16 protein-coding genes are annotated in these 17,224 nt (G+C 53.0%); 6 read left to right on the top strand and 10 right to left on the bottom strand.

From position 1 onward, the window contains the following. Positions 1 to 5 precede the first annotated feature (5 nt). From mgtE to JRI89_01715, 3 genes are all read left to right on the top strand, one after another. Positions 6 to 1,364, top strand: coding sequence for a magnesium transporter (gene mgtE / locus JRI89_01725; protein ID MBW2069952.1), 1,359 nt, complete (start codon positions 6 to 8; stop codon positions 1,362 to 1,364). Between the two features lie 87 nt (positions 1,365 to 1,451). Then, entirely contained in the window at positions 1,452 to 2,228 is a 777-nt protein-coding gene (recO, locus tag JRI89_01720; GenBank protein MBW2069951.1) for a DNA repair protein RecO, read from the top strand. A 156-nt stretch (positions 2,229 to 2,384) separates the two neighbouring features. Then, the gene (locus JRI89_01715) at positions 2,385 to 3,200 is read left to right on the top strand and encodes a M48 family metallopeptidase (GenBank protein MBW2069950.1); all 816 of its coding nucleotides are present in this window, start codon (positions 2,385 to 2,387) and stop codon (positions 3,198 to 3,200) included. 55 nt (positions 3,201 to 3,255) lie between these two features. Here the strand turns inward: JRI89_01715 and JRI89_01710 are convergent, their stop codons facing one another. The 6 genes from JRI89_01710 to JRI89_01685 form a co-directional block, all read right to left on the bottom strand. Continuing rightward, positions 3,256 to 4,506, bottom strand: a complete 1,251-nt coding sequence (locus tag JRI89_01710) for a DHH family phosphoesterase (protein MBW2069949.1) — start codon at positions 4,504 to 4,506, stop codon at positions 3,256 to 3,258. A gap of 5 nt (positions 4,507 to 4,511) precedes the next feature. After that, positions 4,512 to 5,627, bottom strand: a complete 1,116-nt coding sequence (locus tag JRI89_01705) for an ABC transporter ATP-binding protein (GenBank protein ID MBW2069948.1) — start codon at positions 5,625 to 5,627, stop codon at positions 4,512 to 4,514. A gap of 5 nt (positions 5,628 to 5,632) precedes the next feature. After that, entirely contained in the window at positions 5,633 to 6,892 is a 1,260-nt protein-coding gene (locus JRI89_01700; protein ID MBW2069947.1) for an iron ABC transporter permease, read from the bottom strand. After that, a complete protein-coding gene (locus JRI89_01695; protein ID MBW2069946.1) occupies positions 6,893 to 7,459 on the bottom strand; it encodes a hypothetical protein in 567 nt (188 codons plus the stop codon). Positions 7,460 to 7,898: 439 nt separating this feature from the next. Beyond that, positions 7,899 to 9,290 (bottom strand): sigma 54-interacting transcriptional regulator, encoded by a 1,392-nt coding sequence (locus tag JRI89_01690; protein MBW2069945.1) that lies wholly within the window; start codon positions 9,288 to 9,290, stop codon positions 7,899 to 7,901. Between the two features lie 2 nt (positions 9,291 to 9,292). Continuing rightward, entirely contained in the window at positions 9,293 to 11,086 is a 1,794-nt protein-coding gene (locus JRI89_01685; protein ID MBW2069944.1) for a PAS domain-containing protein, read from the bottom strand. Between the two features lie 419 nt (positions 11,087 to 11,505). Here JRI89_01685 and JRI89_01680 point away from each other — a divergent pair, with 419 nt between their 5' ends. From JRI89_01680 to JRI89_01670, 3 genes are all read left to right on the top strand, one after another. Further along, positions 11,506 to 11,907: a periplasmic heavy metal sensor gene (locus tag JRI89_01680; protein MBW2069943.1), complete on the top strand. Its 402-nt coding sequence runs from the start codon at positions 11,506 to 11,508 to the stop codon at positions 11,905 to 11,907. A 57-nt stretch (positions 11,908 to 11,964) separates the two neighbouring features. After that, positions 11,965 to 12,231: an SHOCT domain-containing protein gene (locus tag JRI89_01675; protein ID MBW2069942.1), complete on the top strand. Its 267-nt coding sequence runs from the start codon at positions 11,965 to 11,967 to the stop codon at positions 12,229 to 12,231. Positions 12,232 to 12,336: 105 nt separating this feature from the next. Continuing rightward, entirely contained in the window at positions 12,337 to 12,867 is a 531-nt protein-coding gene (locus tag JRI89_01670; protein MBW2069941.1) for a hypothetical protein, read from the top strand. A 32-nt stretch (positions 12,868 to 12,899) separates the two neighbouring features. Here the strand turns inward: JRI89_01670 and JRI89_01665 are convergent, their stop codons facing one another. From JRI89_01665 to JRI89_01650, 4 genes are all read right to left on the bottom strand, one after another. Then, complete coding sequence (locus tag JRI89_01665; GenBank protein ID MBW2069940.1) at positions 12,900 to 14,318, bottom strand: HAMP domain-containing protein; 1,419 nt, start codon at positions 14,316 to 14,318, stop codon at positions 12,900 to 12,902. A 1-nt stretch (position 14,319) separates the two neighbouring features. Then, positions 14,320 to 14,997: a response regulator transcription factor gene (locus JRI89_01660; protein ID MBW2069939.1), complete on the bottom strand. Its 678-nt coding sequence runs from the start codon at positions 14,995 to 14,997 to the stop codon at positions 14,320 to 14,322. Positions 14,998 to 15,213: 216 nt separating this feature from the next. Continuing rightward, positions 15,214 to 15,771, bottom strand: coding sequence for a DUF4390 domain-containing protein (locus tag JRI89_01655; GenBank protein ID MBW2069938.1), 558 nt, complete (start codon positions 15,769 to 15,771; stop codon positions 15,214 to 15,216). A gap of 227 nt (positions 15,772 to 15,998) precedes the next feature. After that, positions 15,999 to 17,048, bottom strand: coding sequence for a hypothetical protein (locus JRI89_01650; protein MBW2069937.1), 1,050 nt, complete (start codon positions 17,046 to 17,048; stop codon positions 15,999 to 16,001). Between the last annotated feature and the right edge of the window lie 176 nt (positions 17,049 to 17,224).

Raw genomic sequence — 17,224 nt, 5'->3', positions numbered from 1 at the left:
ATCCCATGAGCATTGATAACAAAACTCTTCTCGACAAGCTGAAATCACTTCTCAACGAACAGAAGGTGGCGGAGGCCACCAAGTTGCTCGCCCAACTCCACCCTGCAGACATTGCTGATCTTTTCGAACAACTCGATGAAGCAGAAAAAAAGTTATTGTTTCAGAGGCTCGATACAGACACCGCTTCCGAGGTAATCTCAGAGCTCTCCGAGTACTCAAGAGATCAGATTGTCGCCCATCTTTCCCACCGTCAACTGGGTGAAATTGTTGATGAATTGGACTCTGACGATGCTGCCGATCTGCTTGCCGGCAGACCACAAGAAATGGTGGAAGAAGTACTGGCGCACGTTGACATCAGGGACTCCCGCAGGGTGCGCCGACTTCTCGCTTATGGCGAAGAGACTGCCGGCGGCATCATGCAGGCAGAGTATCTGGCCGTACCCTTGGAGTCCACGGTGGCAGACGCCATCAACCACGTCAGAGAGCATGGCGCCGAACTGGAGGGGCTCGCCAACATCTTCGTGGTAGATCAAAGCGACAAGGTGGTGGGCCAGTTGAGCCTGCGAAAGCTCATTCTGGCAAAGCCAGAGGACAAAGTCTCGGAGGTCATGGACACTGCTATTCATCCTATTCCTGTGGATATGGACCAGGAGGATGTGGCAAGGATGTTCCAGAAGTACGATCTCATTTCCGCGCCGGTGGTGGATCATAACGGCTGCCTCATAGGACGGATAACCATAGATGATATTGTCGATATTATCGAAGAAGAGGTCTCTGAGGACGTCCTGCGCATGGCAGGCACCCATGAGGATGAACTGGTGTATGGGGATCAGATCTGGAAGATTTCCCGCGTGCGTCTTCCCTGGCTCATCACCAACCTCTTCGGCGGCTTGCTGACCGGATATTTGCTCTGGCTCTTCAAGGTTACCCTTGCTGATGCCATTGTCCTGGTCACCTTTGTGCCGGTCATTACAGCCATGGGCGGCAATGTGGGGCTGCAGTCCTCATCCATTACGGTGAGAGGGTTGGCAACGGGTCAGGTCGATTTGCGCAGCGTCGGCCGCGCCGTGTTCAAGGAAGTCAAGGTGGGTCTGATCATGGCCGCGGCCTGCGGTCTCACTGTGGGCATCTGTGCAGAATTGTGGCACCACAATGCGGCTCTAGGGCTTACTGTGGGCTCAGCCATGGCTGGCGCCATCACAGTGGCATCATTCATGGGCACAGTGGTGCCCATCATGTTCAAGCGCTTTGGCATAGATCCAGCGGTGGCCTCTGGCCCCTTCGTGACAACAGCCAATGATATTACCGGCATTCTCATCTATCTCTCCATATCCACCATCTTTTTGAAGTACATTGTGAGTTGACAAGCTCGGCAGTGGAGGCCAACAATACTCTGTGTCAAGTTGGTTGCTCAGCAACTGTGGGGCCTATTTTGGCTGCAGGGAATGCAGATGATTATCCGCCGCAGCAGATCGATCATCCTCAGAACAACTGATTACGGCGAATCAGACCGTCTGATTACTTTTTTCAGCAGACGAACGGGGCTCTTGAAGGGCATTGCCAAGGGAGCGCGCCGCAGCAAGAAGAGGTTTGTCCATTCCCTGGAGCCTCTCTGCTACGCAAGCATCACCTACGCTGAGCGCTCTGCTTCTGGCTTGGTGCGCATCGATGCCAGCGAATTGAGAAATCCCTTCACCTCGCTGCGAGCAGATATTGAACGGCTGGGCTACGGCAGCCTCGGTTGTGAGGTGATCCTTGGCATTGCACCTGAGCGTCAGGCCAATCCCCCTCTGTTTGACTTGCTGCTGCAATATCTGCTGCAACTGGAAAAGGGTCGTGATCCTGAAAGCATCTCCCTGCTTTTTCAGATACGCGTCCTCAGTCTGAGCGGCTTTGCCCCAAATCTACAAGGTTGTATTCAGTGCCATCGCCAGCCAGACGCTGCTGCGGGATGGTCTTTTTCAGTTGCAGCAGGCTCACTTTGCTGCCCTGAGCACAGCCGGAGCACTGACAGCTATGCCGTTTCATTGGGAACAATCCTGCTCCTCCGCCAGGCCCAACTGTTTCCGGTAGCCCGAATGTGGCGACTCAGATTTCATCCACGCTCGCGGGAGGAATGCCGCCCCCTGCTCATCGATCTCCTCCGCCACCACCTGGAGAAGGATCTGAAGTCCCTGAAATTACTCCGTCAGATAGGAGCCCTGCCCCAGGCCACCTCCTTGACTTGAACGCCAAAAAATCTCGCTCTGGAGAAGGGCATCCAGTCAACTGTTCCGGCTTGGAGCAGTCAATGGTGACAAATGTGGAGGAAAAAGCTAAAATACAGCAACAAAAGTCTTTGCAGATGGCCATACAGTTACCCACATGTATATGAGGTGGCTCCCATGCGAAAAAGAGCGTCCGCCCTTTTGCTAGCGGTTCTGATTCTGTTCTCGCTTGTCTGGGCCTGCAGCACTGTACCGATTACTGGCAGGTCACAGCTCGATCTGGTGCCGGATTCCACCATGTTGGCATTGAGCTTCCAAGAGTACGACAAGTTCCTCAGCAGCCATAAACTGAGCGAGAATAAAGAACAGGTGGCCATGGTCAAAAGAGTAGGCAAACGCATCCAGAAGGCTGTGGAGGAATATTTCAGCCAACACGGCCTCACGCAGGAACTGAAGGGCTATGACTGGGAGTTCAACCTGGTGGAGAGCGACGAAGTCAACGCCTGGGCCATGCCTGGCGGCAAGGTGGTAGTATATACGGGCATACTGCCCATCACCAAGGATGAAACCGGACTCGCCGTGGTAATGGGCCATGAAATAGGCCACGCCATAGCAAAGCACGGCAACGAAAGGATGAGCCAGGGCTTGCTCTACCAGATGGGAGGAATCGCTCTGGCCGTGGCCCTGGATACGCATCCGTCACAAACCAATCAACTATTTATGGCAGCCTACGGCCTGGGCGCTCAGGTGGGCATTTTGCTGCCATACAGCCGCTTGCAGGAAGAAGAAGCGGACCACTTGGGCCTCATTCTCATGGCCATGGCTGGCTATGACCCCCGAGAGGCTGTACCCTTCTGGCGCAGGATGGCTGCAGAAAAAAAAGGCAAGGCCCCCCCCGAATTCCTCAGCACACACCCCTCGGACGAGACCCGCATCAGGAAGATAGAGGAGTTGATTCCAGAAGCTATGAAGTATTACCGAAGACAGGAGTAGGCAGGATTCCTTCTCTCTCGCTCTCGACGGAGGCAAATAAATTTTTCTTTATTGTTCACCTGCCAGTGACTTCCAGAATTAGAGCCTGTTCCAAGGCTGCCACGAATGCTTCCTCCTTGCCCCGTTCAACAAGCGATGCTGCTGAAAATCTGTGACAACCGTCAGCAGTCCCACCCACGATCCTGGTCGCCTCAGGCAGCAAATGCATAAGATCTGGCTGCAGCCCCTCGATTATCCGCCTCTTGAGGGCAGGAGGTACTCGGGCGGAAACCTTTGTCAGCACCAGGCCTATTTCCCCCACGCCTGGTACGGATTCAGGAAAGTGCTGGAAACCAACGAGATATTTGTCCGGCTTTACGAGCTGCTCGGCAATGAGTCTCTCCAGAAACAGACCGATTGCCTTGACACCCATGGGTAGAAATCGGTCTCTGACATCCAACCATTGAACATGGACGCTTTGCTGCAGTGCTCCCTGGCGAATTCGTTGCAACTCAGCCTCGAAGCTTTGCTCCCTGAGGGCGGCCAGGTTGGCAGCTTTCTGCAGCGCCAACCCCTGGTCTTCTCCAAGAAGGAAGCGCACGGCAACTTGCGGGCCGCTCTCCTGAAAGCCGACGGAACCGAGGAGGTTCAGTATGTCAGTGATCTCTGCCACTGTCCTGGCCCCCATAGTGGGCACAACAAGAGTCCGCTCAGCGCTGCGCAAGTAACCGTTGGCAATTGCTGCAGCCAGCAGCTTCTTATTGAGTCCGAGCAACTCCATTTCCTGGAATTGTCCATCCCCATAGGCACCGAGTACTGCAAACAGGGCCAGTTCGCCCTGAACAGCCGCCGATTCCACCCCTGACCGCCTCAGCAGCTGCTCTGCGAAATAAGCAGAGACGGCGGCCCCCGAAGCTTCCGTATCGCCGTCTATGCCAAAATGTTCCGGGTTGAGGTGAACCACCTGGGCCGGCGTCTTTCCACCCGGCAAATGGTGATCCACAATGACCACAAGCCTGTTGCCAGCGGCATGTCTACCGATGAGGTGAGAAGACTGCCCTCCCAGGTCGGCATAGAAAACTACACCCTGGTGGCGGTCATGGATTTTTTCAACGATGAGTTCGTGAATCTTTTCTACTGGCAAGAGACAACAGGGAAGTGACAGGGTTTTGAATACCCTGAGCAGAGCGGCTGCGGCACATAGACCGTCAGCATCATTGTGATGCACCACTGTGGTTGTCTGAGGATTATGTTCAATGGCGGCGAGAACCGAAGCCGCTGCCTCAATGATTTCTTTTTTGAACACTTCAAGTTTCGCGTTCACCATGGACTTCACCTTGATGGCAGGAGTTCCCCAGAGTTATAGTCGAAAAGCAAGATGTGTTCTACAGGAAGATGTACGAGAATGGTCTCTCCCAGTCGCACTTCCACCTCCCTCATAACCAGGACGTTGAAGAGTTCTTTCTCATGCGCAACCTTCAATACTGTCTCCGGGCCTGAGGGCAGAACCGTTTGAACTCTGGCCTCGATTGTATTCAGGCCATGCTCTGACACCAGGGCCACATTTTCCGGGCGTATTGCCAGTACCACCTGGTGGCCGTCTTTCAGGCCGTGGTATGCCGTTTGCCAACATGAAAACGCGGTTTTCACTTGCAGGCCCGCAGCGTCGGTATCGGTCGACTGCTGCACTCTGCCAAGCAGCTGGTTGATGGGTGGACTGCCGATGAAATCTGCCACAAAAAGCGTCCGGGGCTGATGATAAACATTCTTCGGCGTGTCCAGCTGCTCTACCCGTCCTCTGTTTATAACGGCAATCCGATCAGCCATGGTCTGGGCTTCAACCTGGTCGTGGGTCACATAAACCGTAGTTGCATTCGTCTGTAGATGCAAATTTTTGATCTCAGCCCGCATTTCCAGCCGCAGTTTTGCATCTAAATTGGACAGGGGCTCGTCCATGAGGAAGATATGGGGCTCACTCACTAGCATTCTTGCCAGAGCAACCCTTTGCTGCTGGCCACCGCTCATCTCCTGGGGATATCGCTGCTCCATGCCTGCCAGCTGCATGTACCCCAGCACATGGGCCACACTCTTGCTGATGGTCTCTCTATCCTTTTTCTTTACTCGCAGGCCGAAGGCTATGTTGTCGAATACAGTCATGTGGGGCCAGAGGGCATAGCTTTGAAACACCAGACCAACGTCCCGCTCCCGGGCAGGGATGAAGACCCCTTTCTTGCTCGAGAAAACCAGGGAATTCTTCAGATAGATCTCCCCAGAAGTAGGAACCTCTAGACCTGCTATCATCCGCAGCATTGTAGTCTTGCCGCACCCCGAGGGACCGAGCAACACTAGAAACTCTTTCTCCTCGATGACAAATGAAACATCATCTACTGCCACCACATCACCATACTTCTTGGTAAGGTTTCTCACTTCCACAATAGGTGCAGACATCTGCTCTACTCGCTCAATCTCTGGATTACCTTCTCTTTCGCTAATCTCTTGGACAGAAGTTCGCCAACCACGACAATGATGATAATCATGACGCTGATAGCACTGGAAAACTGGGTGTATCCCTGTTCTTCATAGCGGAAAGTCATGGTAGTAAGCGTCCTGGTACCAGGGTTCACCAGCAGAATAATAAGCGAAAGCTCCCGCATTACAGTAATGAACACCAGAATAAAGCCAGAAAGTGCCCCCTGAAACGAAAGCGGCAGGATAATTTTTCTGAAGCGATAGAACCAGCTTGCTCCCAGGGTCTCCGAGGCCTCCTCCAGTTCTCCGCCGATCTGCATCATGGAGGTAATGCCTACCCTGCCGGTAAAGGGAAGATTCTTGGCAATGCAGACCAGGGCCAACAGCAAGAAACTGCCATAGAGAGCCGGTATGGGGCCGATCTTGTGCGTAAAGAGGGACAGATAGAGCGCCCCGAAAGCGATGCCTGGAACCAGGTAGGGTAGAAAAGAAGTCTGTTCAACCAGATGAGCAAGCCTGGTGTTGCGACCTTTGACCACTGCGTATCCTATGAAAATGCCAAAAAAGCCAGCAAAGCAGGATGCCACCAGGGCAAGCTTGATACTGTTCCAGGCAGCCTTGATGATGGCACGGTTGCGCAGCAGACCCGCCTCACCTTCAGCAAAGGCTGTACCACCCTTGCCTATCCAGAAGAGCAGCGTCAGATGCTCGAGGGAATAGTCGCTGCTATATAAAGCAAACGTCTGCCAGAGTATGAGAAGAAAGGGCATCACAACTGAGATTATCAGGAGCATGCCAACGGCCGCCAGTAGAGGGTAACGCATCTTTCCCAGGGGGGTGCGCACGACCCTGAAGCCTTTGCCGGCGATAGTGACGAAGCTTTTTCTTTTGCCGATTATACGCTGGTTGAAGTGAATGATGCTCGAAGAAATCGCAATCAGGATAAAGGCAAGAATGTAGCCCACTGAAGGCACCCTGTTCATAATATTTGCATATATCTGCGTTGCCAGCGTGTAATAGCGCACTGGGGTCCCGAGGAAATAGGGAGTGCCAAAGGTGCCCACCACCCTGGAAAAAGTGAGAATAAAGCTAGACATCAAGGCAGGCAGCACCAGGGGAAAGGTAATTTTGCGCAAGATGTGCACTCTCGTTGCCTCAAAGATCTCTCCAGATTCTTCCAGGCTCGAGTCAATGCTTGTCAGGGCAGCAGACACCAACAGAAAGGTAAAGGGGAAATAATGCACCTACAGAGTCAAAACAATTGGAAAGTAGCCGTAAGACAGCCAGTTGGGTGGGCTGATGCCGGTGAAGAATTGAAAAAGGCCGGCTACTCCCCCTACCCGGTCGTTCTTGAAGAGACTCAACCAGGCCAGGGCATGAATGTAGGAGGGAATGACGTATGGCAGTACCACGGCGGTGGCAACAAAGCCGCGTAGCGGCAGGTCGGTTCTGACCGCCAGCCAGGCAAGCACCGAGCCAATAAGCATGGCAAACAAGGAGACGCTCAAAGCAGTAGCAAGGGAATTCCACAGAGGACGCACCAGGATGTTCCTGGTAAGGCTGCTGGCAAAGATCCTTCTCCAGTGAAAAAGAGTAAACTCCCCCGGACTGGCGCTTCTAAACAACCGTACGTCGGCAAAATGCCAGACAAAGGTGTCTTTTATCATCTTTAAAAAAGGTATGATTACAATGATGAGGAGGAGGGCCAGAAGGATCAGAGATATTATGACATGAGGTTGACGAAGGTAGTTGCGAATCTTGCTGAAGGTAACTGCCAACGATTCTTTTGTGGGAGAGAAAACGGCTTCCAATGAATCATCTTCAGAAAACCCGGGTGGCACCCGGAGGAGCACGCCCGGGATGGAGTCAACAACTTACTTGAGGTGAGATACCCAGAAGTCCAGGATTTTCTGACCGTTGGTCCAGACATAATTGGGATCCGAGGTCCAGACGTTGAGTTTCAAGAGGCTGCGAGCTCCTTTGGGTGGCGGCACGTCTTTCCGGATGGGAAAATCACCGAGTACATAGTATGGTACATAGCCCTGGCCGCCCTTAGCATCACCCTTGCTCCAACGTATCGGGAGCTTGGCGGCATTGCAATAGAAACAAGTGACTCTGTGTATAAGACGAGAACCATCGCGGCACTATCTATATGTGAAGACATTGTCTTCTGCTCTAAAACTCCAGATCATCAAAAGCGACAAACATACCCTGCCCACAAGAGCACAACTGGGATAGCCGGAGCCCCGCTCAGCCTCTTGGCTTTCTTTCTTTTTCATACTTCTGCAGCTTCTTGTGCAGCGTCTTTCTGGTAATCCCCAGCCTTCTGGCCGCCTCGCTCTTGTTGCCGCCCACTGCCTCGAGAGTGGCCAACACTGCCTCTTTTTCGATCTCCTCGAGTGAGCGCCCAGAAGTTGCTCCCTGGGCCATCAAGGGGACCATTTGGACGGGCGAGTACCCCTTGGTTATACTCATAGGCAATTCTGTTTCGGTTATGTAGTCGCCGAGGGAGAGTATGACTGCCCTTTCCACTGCATTCTCCAGTTCGCGCACATTACCAGGCCACTCGTACTTGAGGAGCATGTCCATAGCCACAGGGCTGAAGCCTTTGAGCTGTCTCCTGTTTTTCTTGCTGTATATTTCCAGAAAGTGTTGCGCCAGCAGAGGGATATCCTCGCGTCGCTCCCTCAATGGCGGCACTCGCAAAGTAACCACATTCAAACGGTAATAGAGATCTTCTCTGAACCTGCCTGCCGAGACCTCATCCTGAAGGTCCCTGTTGGTGGCTGCCAGGATGCGAACATCAACCTTGAGACTCTCATCACTGCCCACCCGTTGTATCTCCCTTTCCTGGATGACCCGGAGCAGTTTGGCCTGCATCATTGGCGACATCTCGCCGATCTCATCGAGAAAGATGGTCCCCTTGTTGGCTTGCATGAACCGTCCTTCCCGTCTTCTGTCTGCACCGGTAAAGGCTCCCTTCTCGTGGCCGAACAGTTCCGACTCCAGCAGAGTTTCAGTCAGAGCAGCACAATTGACGATAACCAACGGACCCTCCTGGCGGCCACTGTTGTAGTGAATGGACCTGGCGATCAGCTCCTTGCCGGTGCCGCTTTCGCCGGTAATCAGAGCAGTGGCCTCGGATGGAGCCACCATGGCCACCATCTCCAGCAGCTCCTTCATTGCCGGGCTCTTGCCAATAATCTTGTCCAGTTTGAAATCGGAAACAAGCCTTTGTTTAAGGGTGCGAATTTCCTCCTTGAGGTTGGTGTGCTCCAGGGCCCTCTCCAGAGTCAATTTCAGGACGTCGAAGTCCAGGGGCTTGGTAAGATAATCGTAGGCTCCTGCCTTGAGCGCCTCCACCGCCGACTCTATAGAGGAGTAGGCCGTCATGATGAGAATGGGAATTGCCGGATTATATTCCTTGATCAGTTTCAAGGCTTCGATGCCGCTCATCTCCGCCATGCGAACGTCCATCAGCACCAGGTCGAAGGGATTATCCTTGACCTTGTCCACTGCCATACTGCCGTCATCTGCTCCTTCTACCCGATAGCCCCAGTTCTTGATGATAGTAAGCAGCACAGTGAGATGCGAGGCATCGTCATCAACCACCAGAATTCGTGCCTGGGCTTTCTGGTTCATAGTCAATTCCTCTCGATTCCACCAGCCGAGGCAGGCAGATAAATGGTAAAGAGCGCACCTTTGCCAACTTCGCTCTTTACTTTGATGTTTCCGCCGTGAGCCTCCACTATCTTGTGCACAATGGCCAGACCCAATCCTGTTCCTTTGGTTTTTGTGGTGAAATACGGATCGAACACCTTTGAGAGCTCCTCAGTTCGAATGCCAGGCCCAGTATCAGCAATCTCAACGGCCACTCGGCGATTGCGGGTCAGCATACTGCTTATTGACAGAATTCCCCCCTCGGTCATGGCCTGAATCCCATTGAGGCAGAGATTGAGTATGGCCTGAGAAAAACGATCAGGATCAATGAACACCGACGGCAGGTCGTCTGCCAAGGCCACCTCCAGCTTCACACCACTGGCCCTGGCATCTTCTTGAATGAGCCGCACCGAGTGCTGCAAGACCTCATTGACATTCATCTCTCGGAGTCGCAGCTCCGAAGGCCTGGCAAATTCCAGCAACTCACTGATTACCCTGTTCAAACGGTCAACCTCACGTACCATTACTGCAGCTGCCTCTCTGTCTTCGCTGCCCTCATCGAATTTGTCCCCAAAATAGCCAGCCAGTCCCTTGATGGAACTGAGAGGGTTCCTGATCTCGTGGGCCACGCCTGCTGCCAGATTACCGAGGGCGGCCAGCTTTTCCTGGCGGCGAATTTCAGCCTGCAGCCTCTTGACTTCGCCCAGGTCTCTAAGTATGAGGATATTACCGACAAATTCTCCTTCTTCATTGATGATCTTCGAGCCACTCACACTCAGAGGCATAGGTGCTTCTGCTGAGAAAAAGCACTCCATCTCCCGTTCGAGTACTGCCTGGCCACTTTCCAGGATCTCCTTGAAGTTGCACCACTGTTTGGAAAATACCTCTTCAGGAGGTTTGCCTCGGACTTGAGCCAGGGTCGAGCCAGTTATTTTTTCAGCCGCTTCATTGAGAAAGGCAATGCGGCCGTCTCTGTCCGTAGCGATCAGACCCACGGGAAGACTCCGCACCACCTCGTTGGCAAAGGCGCTGGTGTCCTGCAACGCCCGGTTCGTGGCCCGGTAACTCTCGGCTATGAAAAGGGAGACGAACCCGGCAAAACCGAGGAGCAGCAGCACCGCTGACAGCACCATGGTATTGCGTATGTCCTCCCTGCGCGCCTCCAAGAATGGTGTGGTATCAAAGGCAGCGAATATAATCCTCTGTTGCTTGCTCTTTTCATCCGGGAAACACCAGTCGTTTTTCCAGCGCTTCATCATTGGAGCAGCCATGTGGCCGCGCCGTCTTCCCAGCCTCTCATGGCCGCAATTTGCCAGCGGTTGGAAATACTTGTAAACTTCGAAAACCCGACGGACTCTCTGCGAATCAGTCAGCCTCCACTGGACAACTGCACTGGGATGCAGTGCTGCAAGTGTGCTCGGCTCCATGAGTCTGCGACCAATCTGACTCGTGTCACTGTGGGCCAGGACCAAGCCCGTTTCATCAGTCACTGCCAGGTAGACAATGTCTGGCTGCCGCGCCGTCTCTTCCAACAGATTCTGGACCTGATCACCACCCCACATCATGGCCATCATGCCGGTGCGGGCTCCAGCCTCAAACGACCTGATCAGGGCGGCGCCTTTTTCCAGAAGGAGCTGAGACATGTAGCGCTTTTCCCGATTAATATTTCTCACCGCCAGCGTCATGACCACCGTGAGCAAAATGACCACTCCTCCCACAATTACCCAGGGAGAAAGGTACATTCCTAGCCGCTTTTTTCTAATAGTCTCGAACTTCATTTGAAGTCTCTTGTTGCCTCGTCTGGGCGTTGCCCCTAGCCCGGTCCGTCAAGAATTAACTCCATTCAAGCTAATTTTGAGTGAGAGGCTAAGGGTTCGCAGCGCAAAGCGTCGTCTTCTCAGAACTTCCTACCATGCAAACCTCCCAGCCTCCTGTCCCTGCCCCCCTCTTAGATAACCTGACCTGGATACTTTGTAAACACTTCCGGATGCAGAAAGTGTGTATTTTTTACTCACCCTATCCCCTGTCGTGGCTGCCCTGCCGCTGACCTGACATCCAGATATTAAAGCTTATGCTATATAATCAAATAGTTACAAATTATCTCCCGCCTGTGGCACGCCTCTTGCGCTATACCGCTGGGCAAAGAGCCCTGGTTTTGGCTCCAAGACTAATAAAACAACACGATAAGGAGGTAGAGATGAAAAAGTTAATTATCGTACTGGTCACAGTGGCAGCATTGGGTTTTGTTGGCTCCCAGGCCCTGGCCTGGTGGGGTCCTGGTGGAGGCTGGGGCGCATGGGGCCCGGGATGTGGCTACTATGCCAATACCAATCCAACCGTTCAACAGCAGTTTCTCAATGACACTGCAAAACTGAGAAGCGATCTGGCTGCCAAGAGGGCGGAGTACGTTGCGCTCATGGCCCAGCCCAATCCTGACCCCAGGAGAACTGCCGAGCTTTCTCGAGAAATCTTTCAACTTCAGGAGCAGCTCCGGCTCAAGGCGCAGGAGCATGGACTGCAGAGCTGGGGTGGTGGTGCTCATGGTTATCATGGAGGACATCACATGGGACCGTATGCAGGCGGCTACTGCTGGCGCTAGTTAACTGACTCTGGGGGAGGAGAGCCCACCCCTCCCCCTTCGACTCAAGGTGAGATCATGTGGGGATGCAGATATTTTCCATTTTTTTCCTGGGGTGGCCACTTCTGGCCTGGTAATCTTTTTTCCATTCTCTTGTGGGGCATGATCATTCTAGCCATCATTTATCTCATCGGTAAGCTGGCAGCTGCCTTGAGACCGAGGAGGAACAGGCTGGAAAACGACAGGAATGATTCACTGTCAATACTCAAAATAAGATATGCCAGGGGAGAGCTCAGTCAGGAAGAATACTTCAGGATGAAAGAGATATTGGAACAGCCATATTGAGAGGCAAAGAGATATAACTGGCTCTGGATCAGTGCCGGAGAATCTTTCCCCGGTTATACTTGAAAAGATGACAGAGCCCAGCGGCAATTCAGCAAAGGAGATCTCATGAAAAAGATAATAGCAATAGGTGTAGTGGTCGGCTTGGCTGCCTTCTTTGGTCTGGCCACCCTTTACGCCCAGGCTCAGGGCCCTGGAGCCATGGGTCAGCATAGTGGACCCACCCAGGGTTATGGACCTCAGCAGCAGGGAAGCTGGAACTGTCCTTATGGCGGCCCTCGGCATGGAGGAGGCCGGGGCATGGGACCCGGGATGATGGGACAGGGCTGGCGCCGGGGAGGACCCGGCATGATGGGCCGGAGTGGACAGCAGGGTTACGGCATGGGGCAACGGCAAATGGGACCTGGCTATGGTCCGGGGTCCCAATACCAACAGCAACCCCAGAAGCCCATGCAAAAGCAAGATGCAGAGACTATTTTGAACAACTATCTTGCCTCTACCAGAAACCCTAATCTGAAGCTCGGCAAGATCGAGGACAAGGGAAATGTCTTTCAGGCGGACATTACCACCAAGGACGGCTCCCTGGTGGATAGAATCATGGTGGACAAGAGCACAGGTTGGATACGCTCTGCCTATTGAGAACACTCCAGAAACCTCACGCTGTCAAGACATCAAGCGATTCCTGGACGGCGTGAGGCCTTCTTCCCTTTTGCACCTCTCGGAAGAGTCACCGTAAAGATGCTTCCTTTATCTGGGCAGCTTTCTGCACGCACATCCCCGCCATGGAATCTGGCGATAGCTCTGACTAGACTGAGCCCGAGTCCAATACCTGGCTCTGATCTGCTCTTGTCGCCCCGATAGAACCTGTCGAAGATGTGGGGCAAATCTGCCGCTGTAATGCCGATCCCCGTGTCGGCGACAGAAATGAACACATGATTATCATCATCTTTCAAGGTCACCCTGACGCTTCCCCCAGCCCCGGTGTATTTCAAGGCATTGTCAAGCAGGTTGGCAACCAGTCTTTGCAGCTTCTGTGGATCTCCCTGGAGGATGCAGTGCCTGGGCATGCTTTTCTCTATGAGCACTTTCTTGTCTTCTGCAATGGGACGGAACAGGTCACACGCCTGCTGGATCAAGCGGACAACGTCCACCTCCTCCCTCTGCAGGCTCCCCACCCCAGACTCTACCTCAGATATATCCAACATTGTATTGACTACGGCAAGCAGCCGATCACACTCCTCCACCGTGTTTGCGGCCATAGCCTGGAATTCTTCCGGAGTGCTGTTGGTGGTCAGGACCAGCTCAGCCGTGCCCCTGATTCTTGCCAGAGGATTTCTCAGATCATGGGCTATATTGTCGCTCATCTCTTTCATCTCTTTAATGAGCACATTGATGCGGTCCAGCATCTGATTGAAGGCGGTTGCCAGCCGTTCCACCTCCCCTCCTTTGGAGGCCAGGGCGACACGTCTGTCCAGGGTCCCTGCGGATATCTCTAGAGCTGTATTGGTCACCTGCTCTATACCAGCCAGGGCACGCCTGGCCATAAACCATCCGATGATAGTGGCAAGAAACATCACTGAAATCACTACCCTGCCAAATATCTCCCGCAACAACCCCAGAAATTCACCGTCTTCTTCCACGGACTCGCCTATTTGCAATACTGTGCCGGGACCGATCTTGCCGTAGACTATTCTCGCCGGATATTCATGCCCTGGCAGGGCAACTGTTTCGAAAATCTGGCCCCCACCAGCAGTCAGCTGGCCTAGAGCCTTGCCATTTATCCCTATCCCTTCCCATGGTGACATGTCAGTGGAGGCCAGGACTTCACCGTCAAGTGACAGCAATCTATAGAATACTTTGCCGACCCCATCTGACTGGGCGTCTCTGAGGAGTTCGCTCTCTACTTTGGCAAAACCGTCCGTGGCGAGCATTGATGAGTACTCTTCCAGGTCGCTTGCCAGGTCAAGATCTCTGTTTTTTTCCATGACTGAGCTGAGAAGGAGATAAAAGGCCAGGAATGCTGCCACCGTGGAAATGGTGAATATCCCCGCATACCAGAGGGTGAGGCGGAAGGCCAGTGACCTCCCCATGCTACTTATCTTCTTTGAGAACATACCCTACCCCGTAGACGGTGTGAATGAGCTTGCTGGCAAATCCCTTGTCGATCTTGTCACGCAGTCTGCAGATTCGCACTTCCACAACATTGGTATGTGGATCGAAGTTGTAGTCCCAGACGTGTTCCATGATCATGGTTTTGGACACTACCTTTCCCGCGTTGCGCATGAGGTATTCCAGCAAAGAAAACTCCAGGGGCTGCAGATCGATTTTTTCTCCTGCTCGCCTAACTTCACGTGAGAGGAGATCTAGACAAAGGTCAGCCACCTCCAGGCTAGTGGGCTCCGCCTTGCCTGTAGCCCTGCGGATAAGGGCCTGCAACCGGGCGAGCAGCTCGGCAAAGGCAAAGGGTTTGGTGAGGTAATCGTCTCCGCCCTGCTGCAGACCCCTCACTCGATCGCTTACCGAGCGTTTGGCGCTCAGAATGAGTACTGGCGTGGTTTTTTTCTGTCTGCGGAGCTCTTCAATAAGAGTCAAACCGTCAAGCTTCGGCAGCATGATGTCTATGATTGCCGCGTCGTAAGGTTCAGAGAGAGCCATGTGCAGGCCATCCTCACCATCATGGGAATAGTCCACCGCATACCCCGCCTCTTTCAACCCCTTGCCAATGAAAGAGGAAATCTTCATATCATCTTCAACCAGCAGTACACGCATTGACAATCACCTCGTGTGTTTCGCAGAAATTCGTCAGAAAGAAAAAACCTTCAGTTGAATCTTGATGATGAGAGGAAGCCGAACCCTGTTGTCGCATCTCCAGGTGCATGTCTGTTCCCTATTTTTCCTAATTAGCATAATTCTCCAAATCCCTGCAATAAGTTCGGGTATGCCGGCAAAGGTAAACTCTTGGCTCGGTCTTTATCTCTCGAGAAGCTAATTAGAAAAGTCCAGCACGTACCAATCAGTTTTGCAGGAGTAGCGAGGGAAAATAGTAAGTAGCGGCCTCAAAATCGGAGGAATCCCTTTTTTCGTCACCTCAGCGCGGGCCCGTATCTGGTAATGCTCACCCTTATGAAGCTTTGTGGTGGGAGCCAATTTCAGGTGCTCCACAGAGAAGAGCACGTGCATGGCCTCAGTAAAGGAGGGCGTGGTCAGGAGCGCCTGCGAACTGTTGTCATCCAACACCACATAGTTTTTCCTGGTAAGGTCGTATTTCAACGTTCGCTGGATTGTTACTTCAGTCAGTTTCTCGTCGAGCCATAGCGAACGTATTCGAGAAAAGACCACGGAGATAGCAACATTTACCGGAATGCCGTCCATGGTGCTGTGCTGTATTCTAGCGCAGAGGTCGTCTCCCAGCCCCACTCTCACCAGAACAGCCCCATTGCTGGCGAAAACAAGGATATGCTCCGGTTGCCTACTGCTGGCACTCACCACACTTGCTGACACTGTGAAAAAGAAGAGGAAGGAAAAAAGGGTTGTCCTTTTCATTTGACCTGTTCTCTTGTCTGCAACGGCAAAGAAAGTCGAGCCCATGAACTGATCGCCAAATTTCCCTGCAGGCAACTCGAAGAAGGAGCCTTGCCACTGCTACTTTGACCTTGAGCTAATGAAGACAACAGCTTCTCTGCCGAGGGCAGCGGCTTTAGCCGTCTGAGGCTATTATTGGCCCGCGCACCAACTGGCGCGCGGGCCGTATCATTTGTTAATCTCGATGCTCAGAAATTCGTATCCACCAACTCCACTCGCTCTCCGGTGTCTGGATTTCTCTCTAGAACTACACCCACGCCATTCTTGTAAAACTTGTATTCCACCACGTCGGGCTCGATTGGGCTGTAGTCCCTGGTCTTGACGCAGGTACCGGCACATTCGAATCCCTGTACTTCCGAGCCGGGGGAGACGCCCACACCAAGTATTTCTGCCATATCCTCGGCATCACCCAGGGAGAACTCCTGGCGATAGACATCCCCCTTTACAGGGTCGGCAGGCATGATGATGCCGGGCTTCGCCCCTTCCAGGCCGAAAATCCACGAACCTTCCATGCTGGGCAGTTCTTCCTCATAGTCTAAAGAAAATTCACCAAAATACCACACGTTGCCCTCCTTATCCTGGGCATACCAGTCATAGGTGTCTTCCTTGACATCTTCTGGATCGGTTGAATCGCCATCATACACCACATCATGAACCACAACACACTGAACCCCCATGATCTCTCTGGTTACCTTCAGCACCTCGTCGGTGGTGGTCTCAGTAATTTCATCGCCCTCTTTGGTATGGTAAGTCCACTTGTAGCCTCGCACCAGAGGGAAGTAAGGGTTTGCGTTTGCCGCAGTGATATTGCCGGGAAGAACAAAATCATTCTGGTCGATCTCCGGGAGGGGATCGTAGGGCGCTTCTCCTATGGCATCACAGACCTCCAGACGAGCCCAGAACTGGTCCCGGCATTCCTGGATCGCTTCAGGGAGTGAATCCTTTGCCTCAGCCATACAGTCTCTGCGGCTTTCCCGATCAGAAATATTGCGGCAGTTCCCTCTGGCGATCCAGTAGTCATCCTTCGCTTCATGCTTGCATGCAATAAAAGCATACACCGAGGTATTGCTGCAGGCCCATCCCCAGGGAAGAGGAAGGGAGCCATCAGCCGCTGCGGGCTGACTAAAGCCCCAGATGAGAGCTGATAGAAGTAGAAATATCCCTCCAAACTGGAACACTCGGCTTAGCGTCCACAAGCTCATGCTGGCCAGACTTGCTTTCTGCTGCATCTTTTTCATAGTAATCCTCCTGTGTTCTCTGGTTTGTTCGCCACTGTCAGGAATTCCAGCTGATTCTGGCTGATACTATCACCAGGAAGATGGCCAAAACTTTACTGGAGGATTACCAAAAGGTAAGGATTTCGGGGATGGGTGGGTTGACTCTCGGGCCAGCCTGGGACAGTCTCAAAACTCGA

The sequence above is a fragment of the Deltaproteobacteria bacterium genome, assembly GCA_019309045.1.
Taxonomy (GTDB): Bacteria; Desulfobacterota; Syntrophobacteria; order BM002; family BM002; genus JAFDGZ01.
The sequence above is the reverse complement of the archived record's forward strand: the minus strand, read 5'-3'. Positions and strand labels throughout refer to the sequence as shown.

What these genes read in the sequence shown, in the direction of transcription:
- JRI89_01705 (MBW2069948.1), bottom strand. Translation starts at nt 5,627, where the DNA reads ATGTCTGCACCTATTGTGGAAGTGAGAAACCTTACCAAGAAGTATGGT.
- JRI89_01670 (MBW2069941.1), top strand. Translation starts at nt 12,337, where the DNA reads ATGAAAAAGATAATAGCAATAGGTGTAGTGGTCGGCTTGGCTGCCTTC.
- recO (MBW2069951.1), top strand. Translation starts at nt 1,452, where the DNA reads ATGATTATCCGCCGCAGCAGATCGATCATCCTCAGAACAACTGATTAC.
- JRI89_01655 (MBW2069938.1), bottom strand. Translation starts at nt 15,771, where the DNA reads ATGAAAAGGACAACCCTTTTTTCCTTCCTCTTCTTTTTCACAGTGTCA.
- JRI89_01680 (MBW2069943.1), top strand. Translation starts at nt 11,506, where the DNA reads ATGAAAAAGTTAATTATCGTACTGGTCACAGTGGCAGCATTGGGTTTT.
- JRI89_01665 (MBW2069940.1), bottom strand. Translation starts at nt 14,318, where the DNA reads ATGGGGAGGTCACTGGCCTTCCGCCTCACCCTCTGGTATGCGGGGATA.
- JRI89_01710 (MBW2069949.1), bottom strand. Translation starts at nt 4,506, where the DNA reads ATGGTGAACGCGAAACTTGAAGTGTTCAAAAAAGAAATCATTGAGGCA.
- JRI89_01685 (MBW2069944.1), bottom strand. Translation starts at nt 11,086, where the DNA reads ATGAAGTTCGAGACTATTAGAAAAAAGCGGCTAGGAATGTACCTTTCT.
- mgtE (MBW2069952.1), top strand. Translation starts at nt 6, where the DNA reads ATGAGCATTGATAACAAAACTCTTCTCGACAAGCTGAAATCACTTCTC.
- JRI89_01660 (MBW2069939.1), bottom strand. Translation starts at nt 14,997, where the DNA reads ATGCGTGTACTGCTGGTTGAAGATGATATGAAGATTTCCTCTTTCATT.
- JRI89_01675 (MBW2069942.1), top strand. Translation starts at nt 11,965, where the DNA reads ATGTGGGGATGCAGATATTTTCCATTTTTTTCCTGGGGTGGCCACTTC.
- JRI89_01650 (MBW2069937.1), bottom strand. Translation starts at nt 17,048, where the DNA reads ATGAAAAAGATGCAGCAGAAAGCAAGTCTGGCCAGCATGAGCTTGTGG.
- JRI89_01715 (MBW2069950.1), top strand. Translation starts at nt 2,385, where the DNA reads ATGCGAAAAAGAGCGTCCGCCCTTTTGCTAGCGGTTCTGATTCTGTTC.
- JRI89_01690 (MBW2069945.1), bottom strand. Translation starts at nt 9,290, where the DNA reads ATGAACCAGAAAGCCCAGGCACGAATTCTGGTGGTTGATGACGATGCC.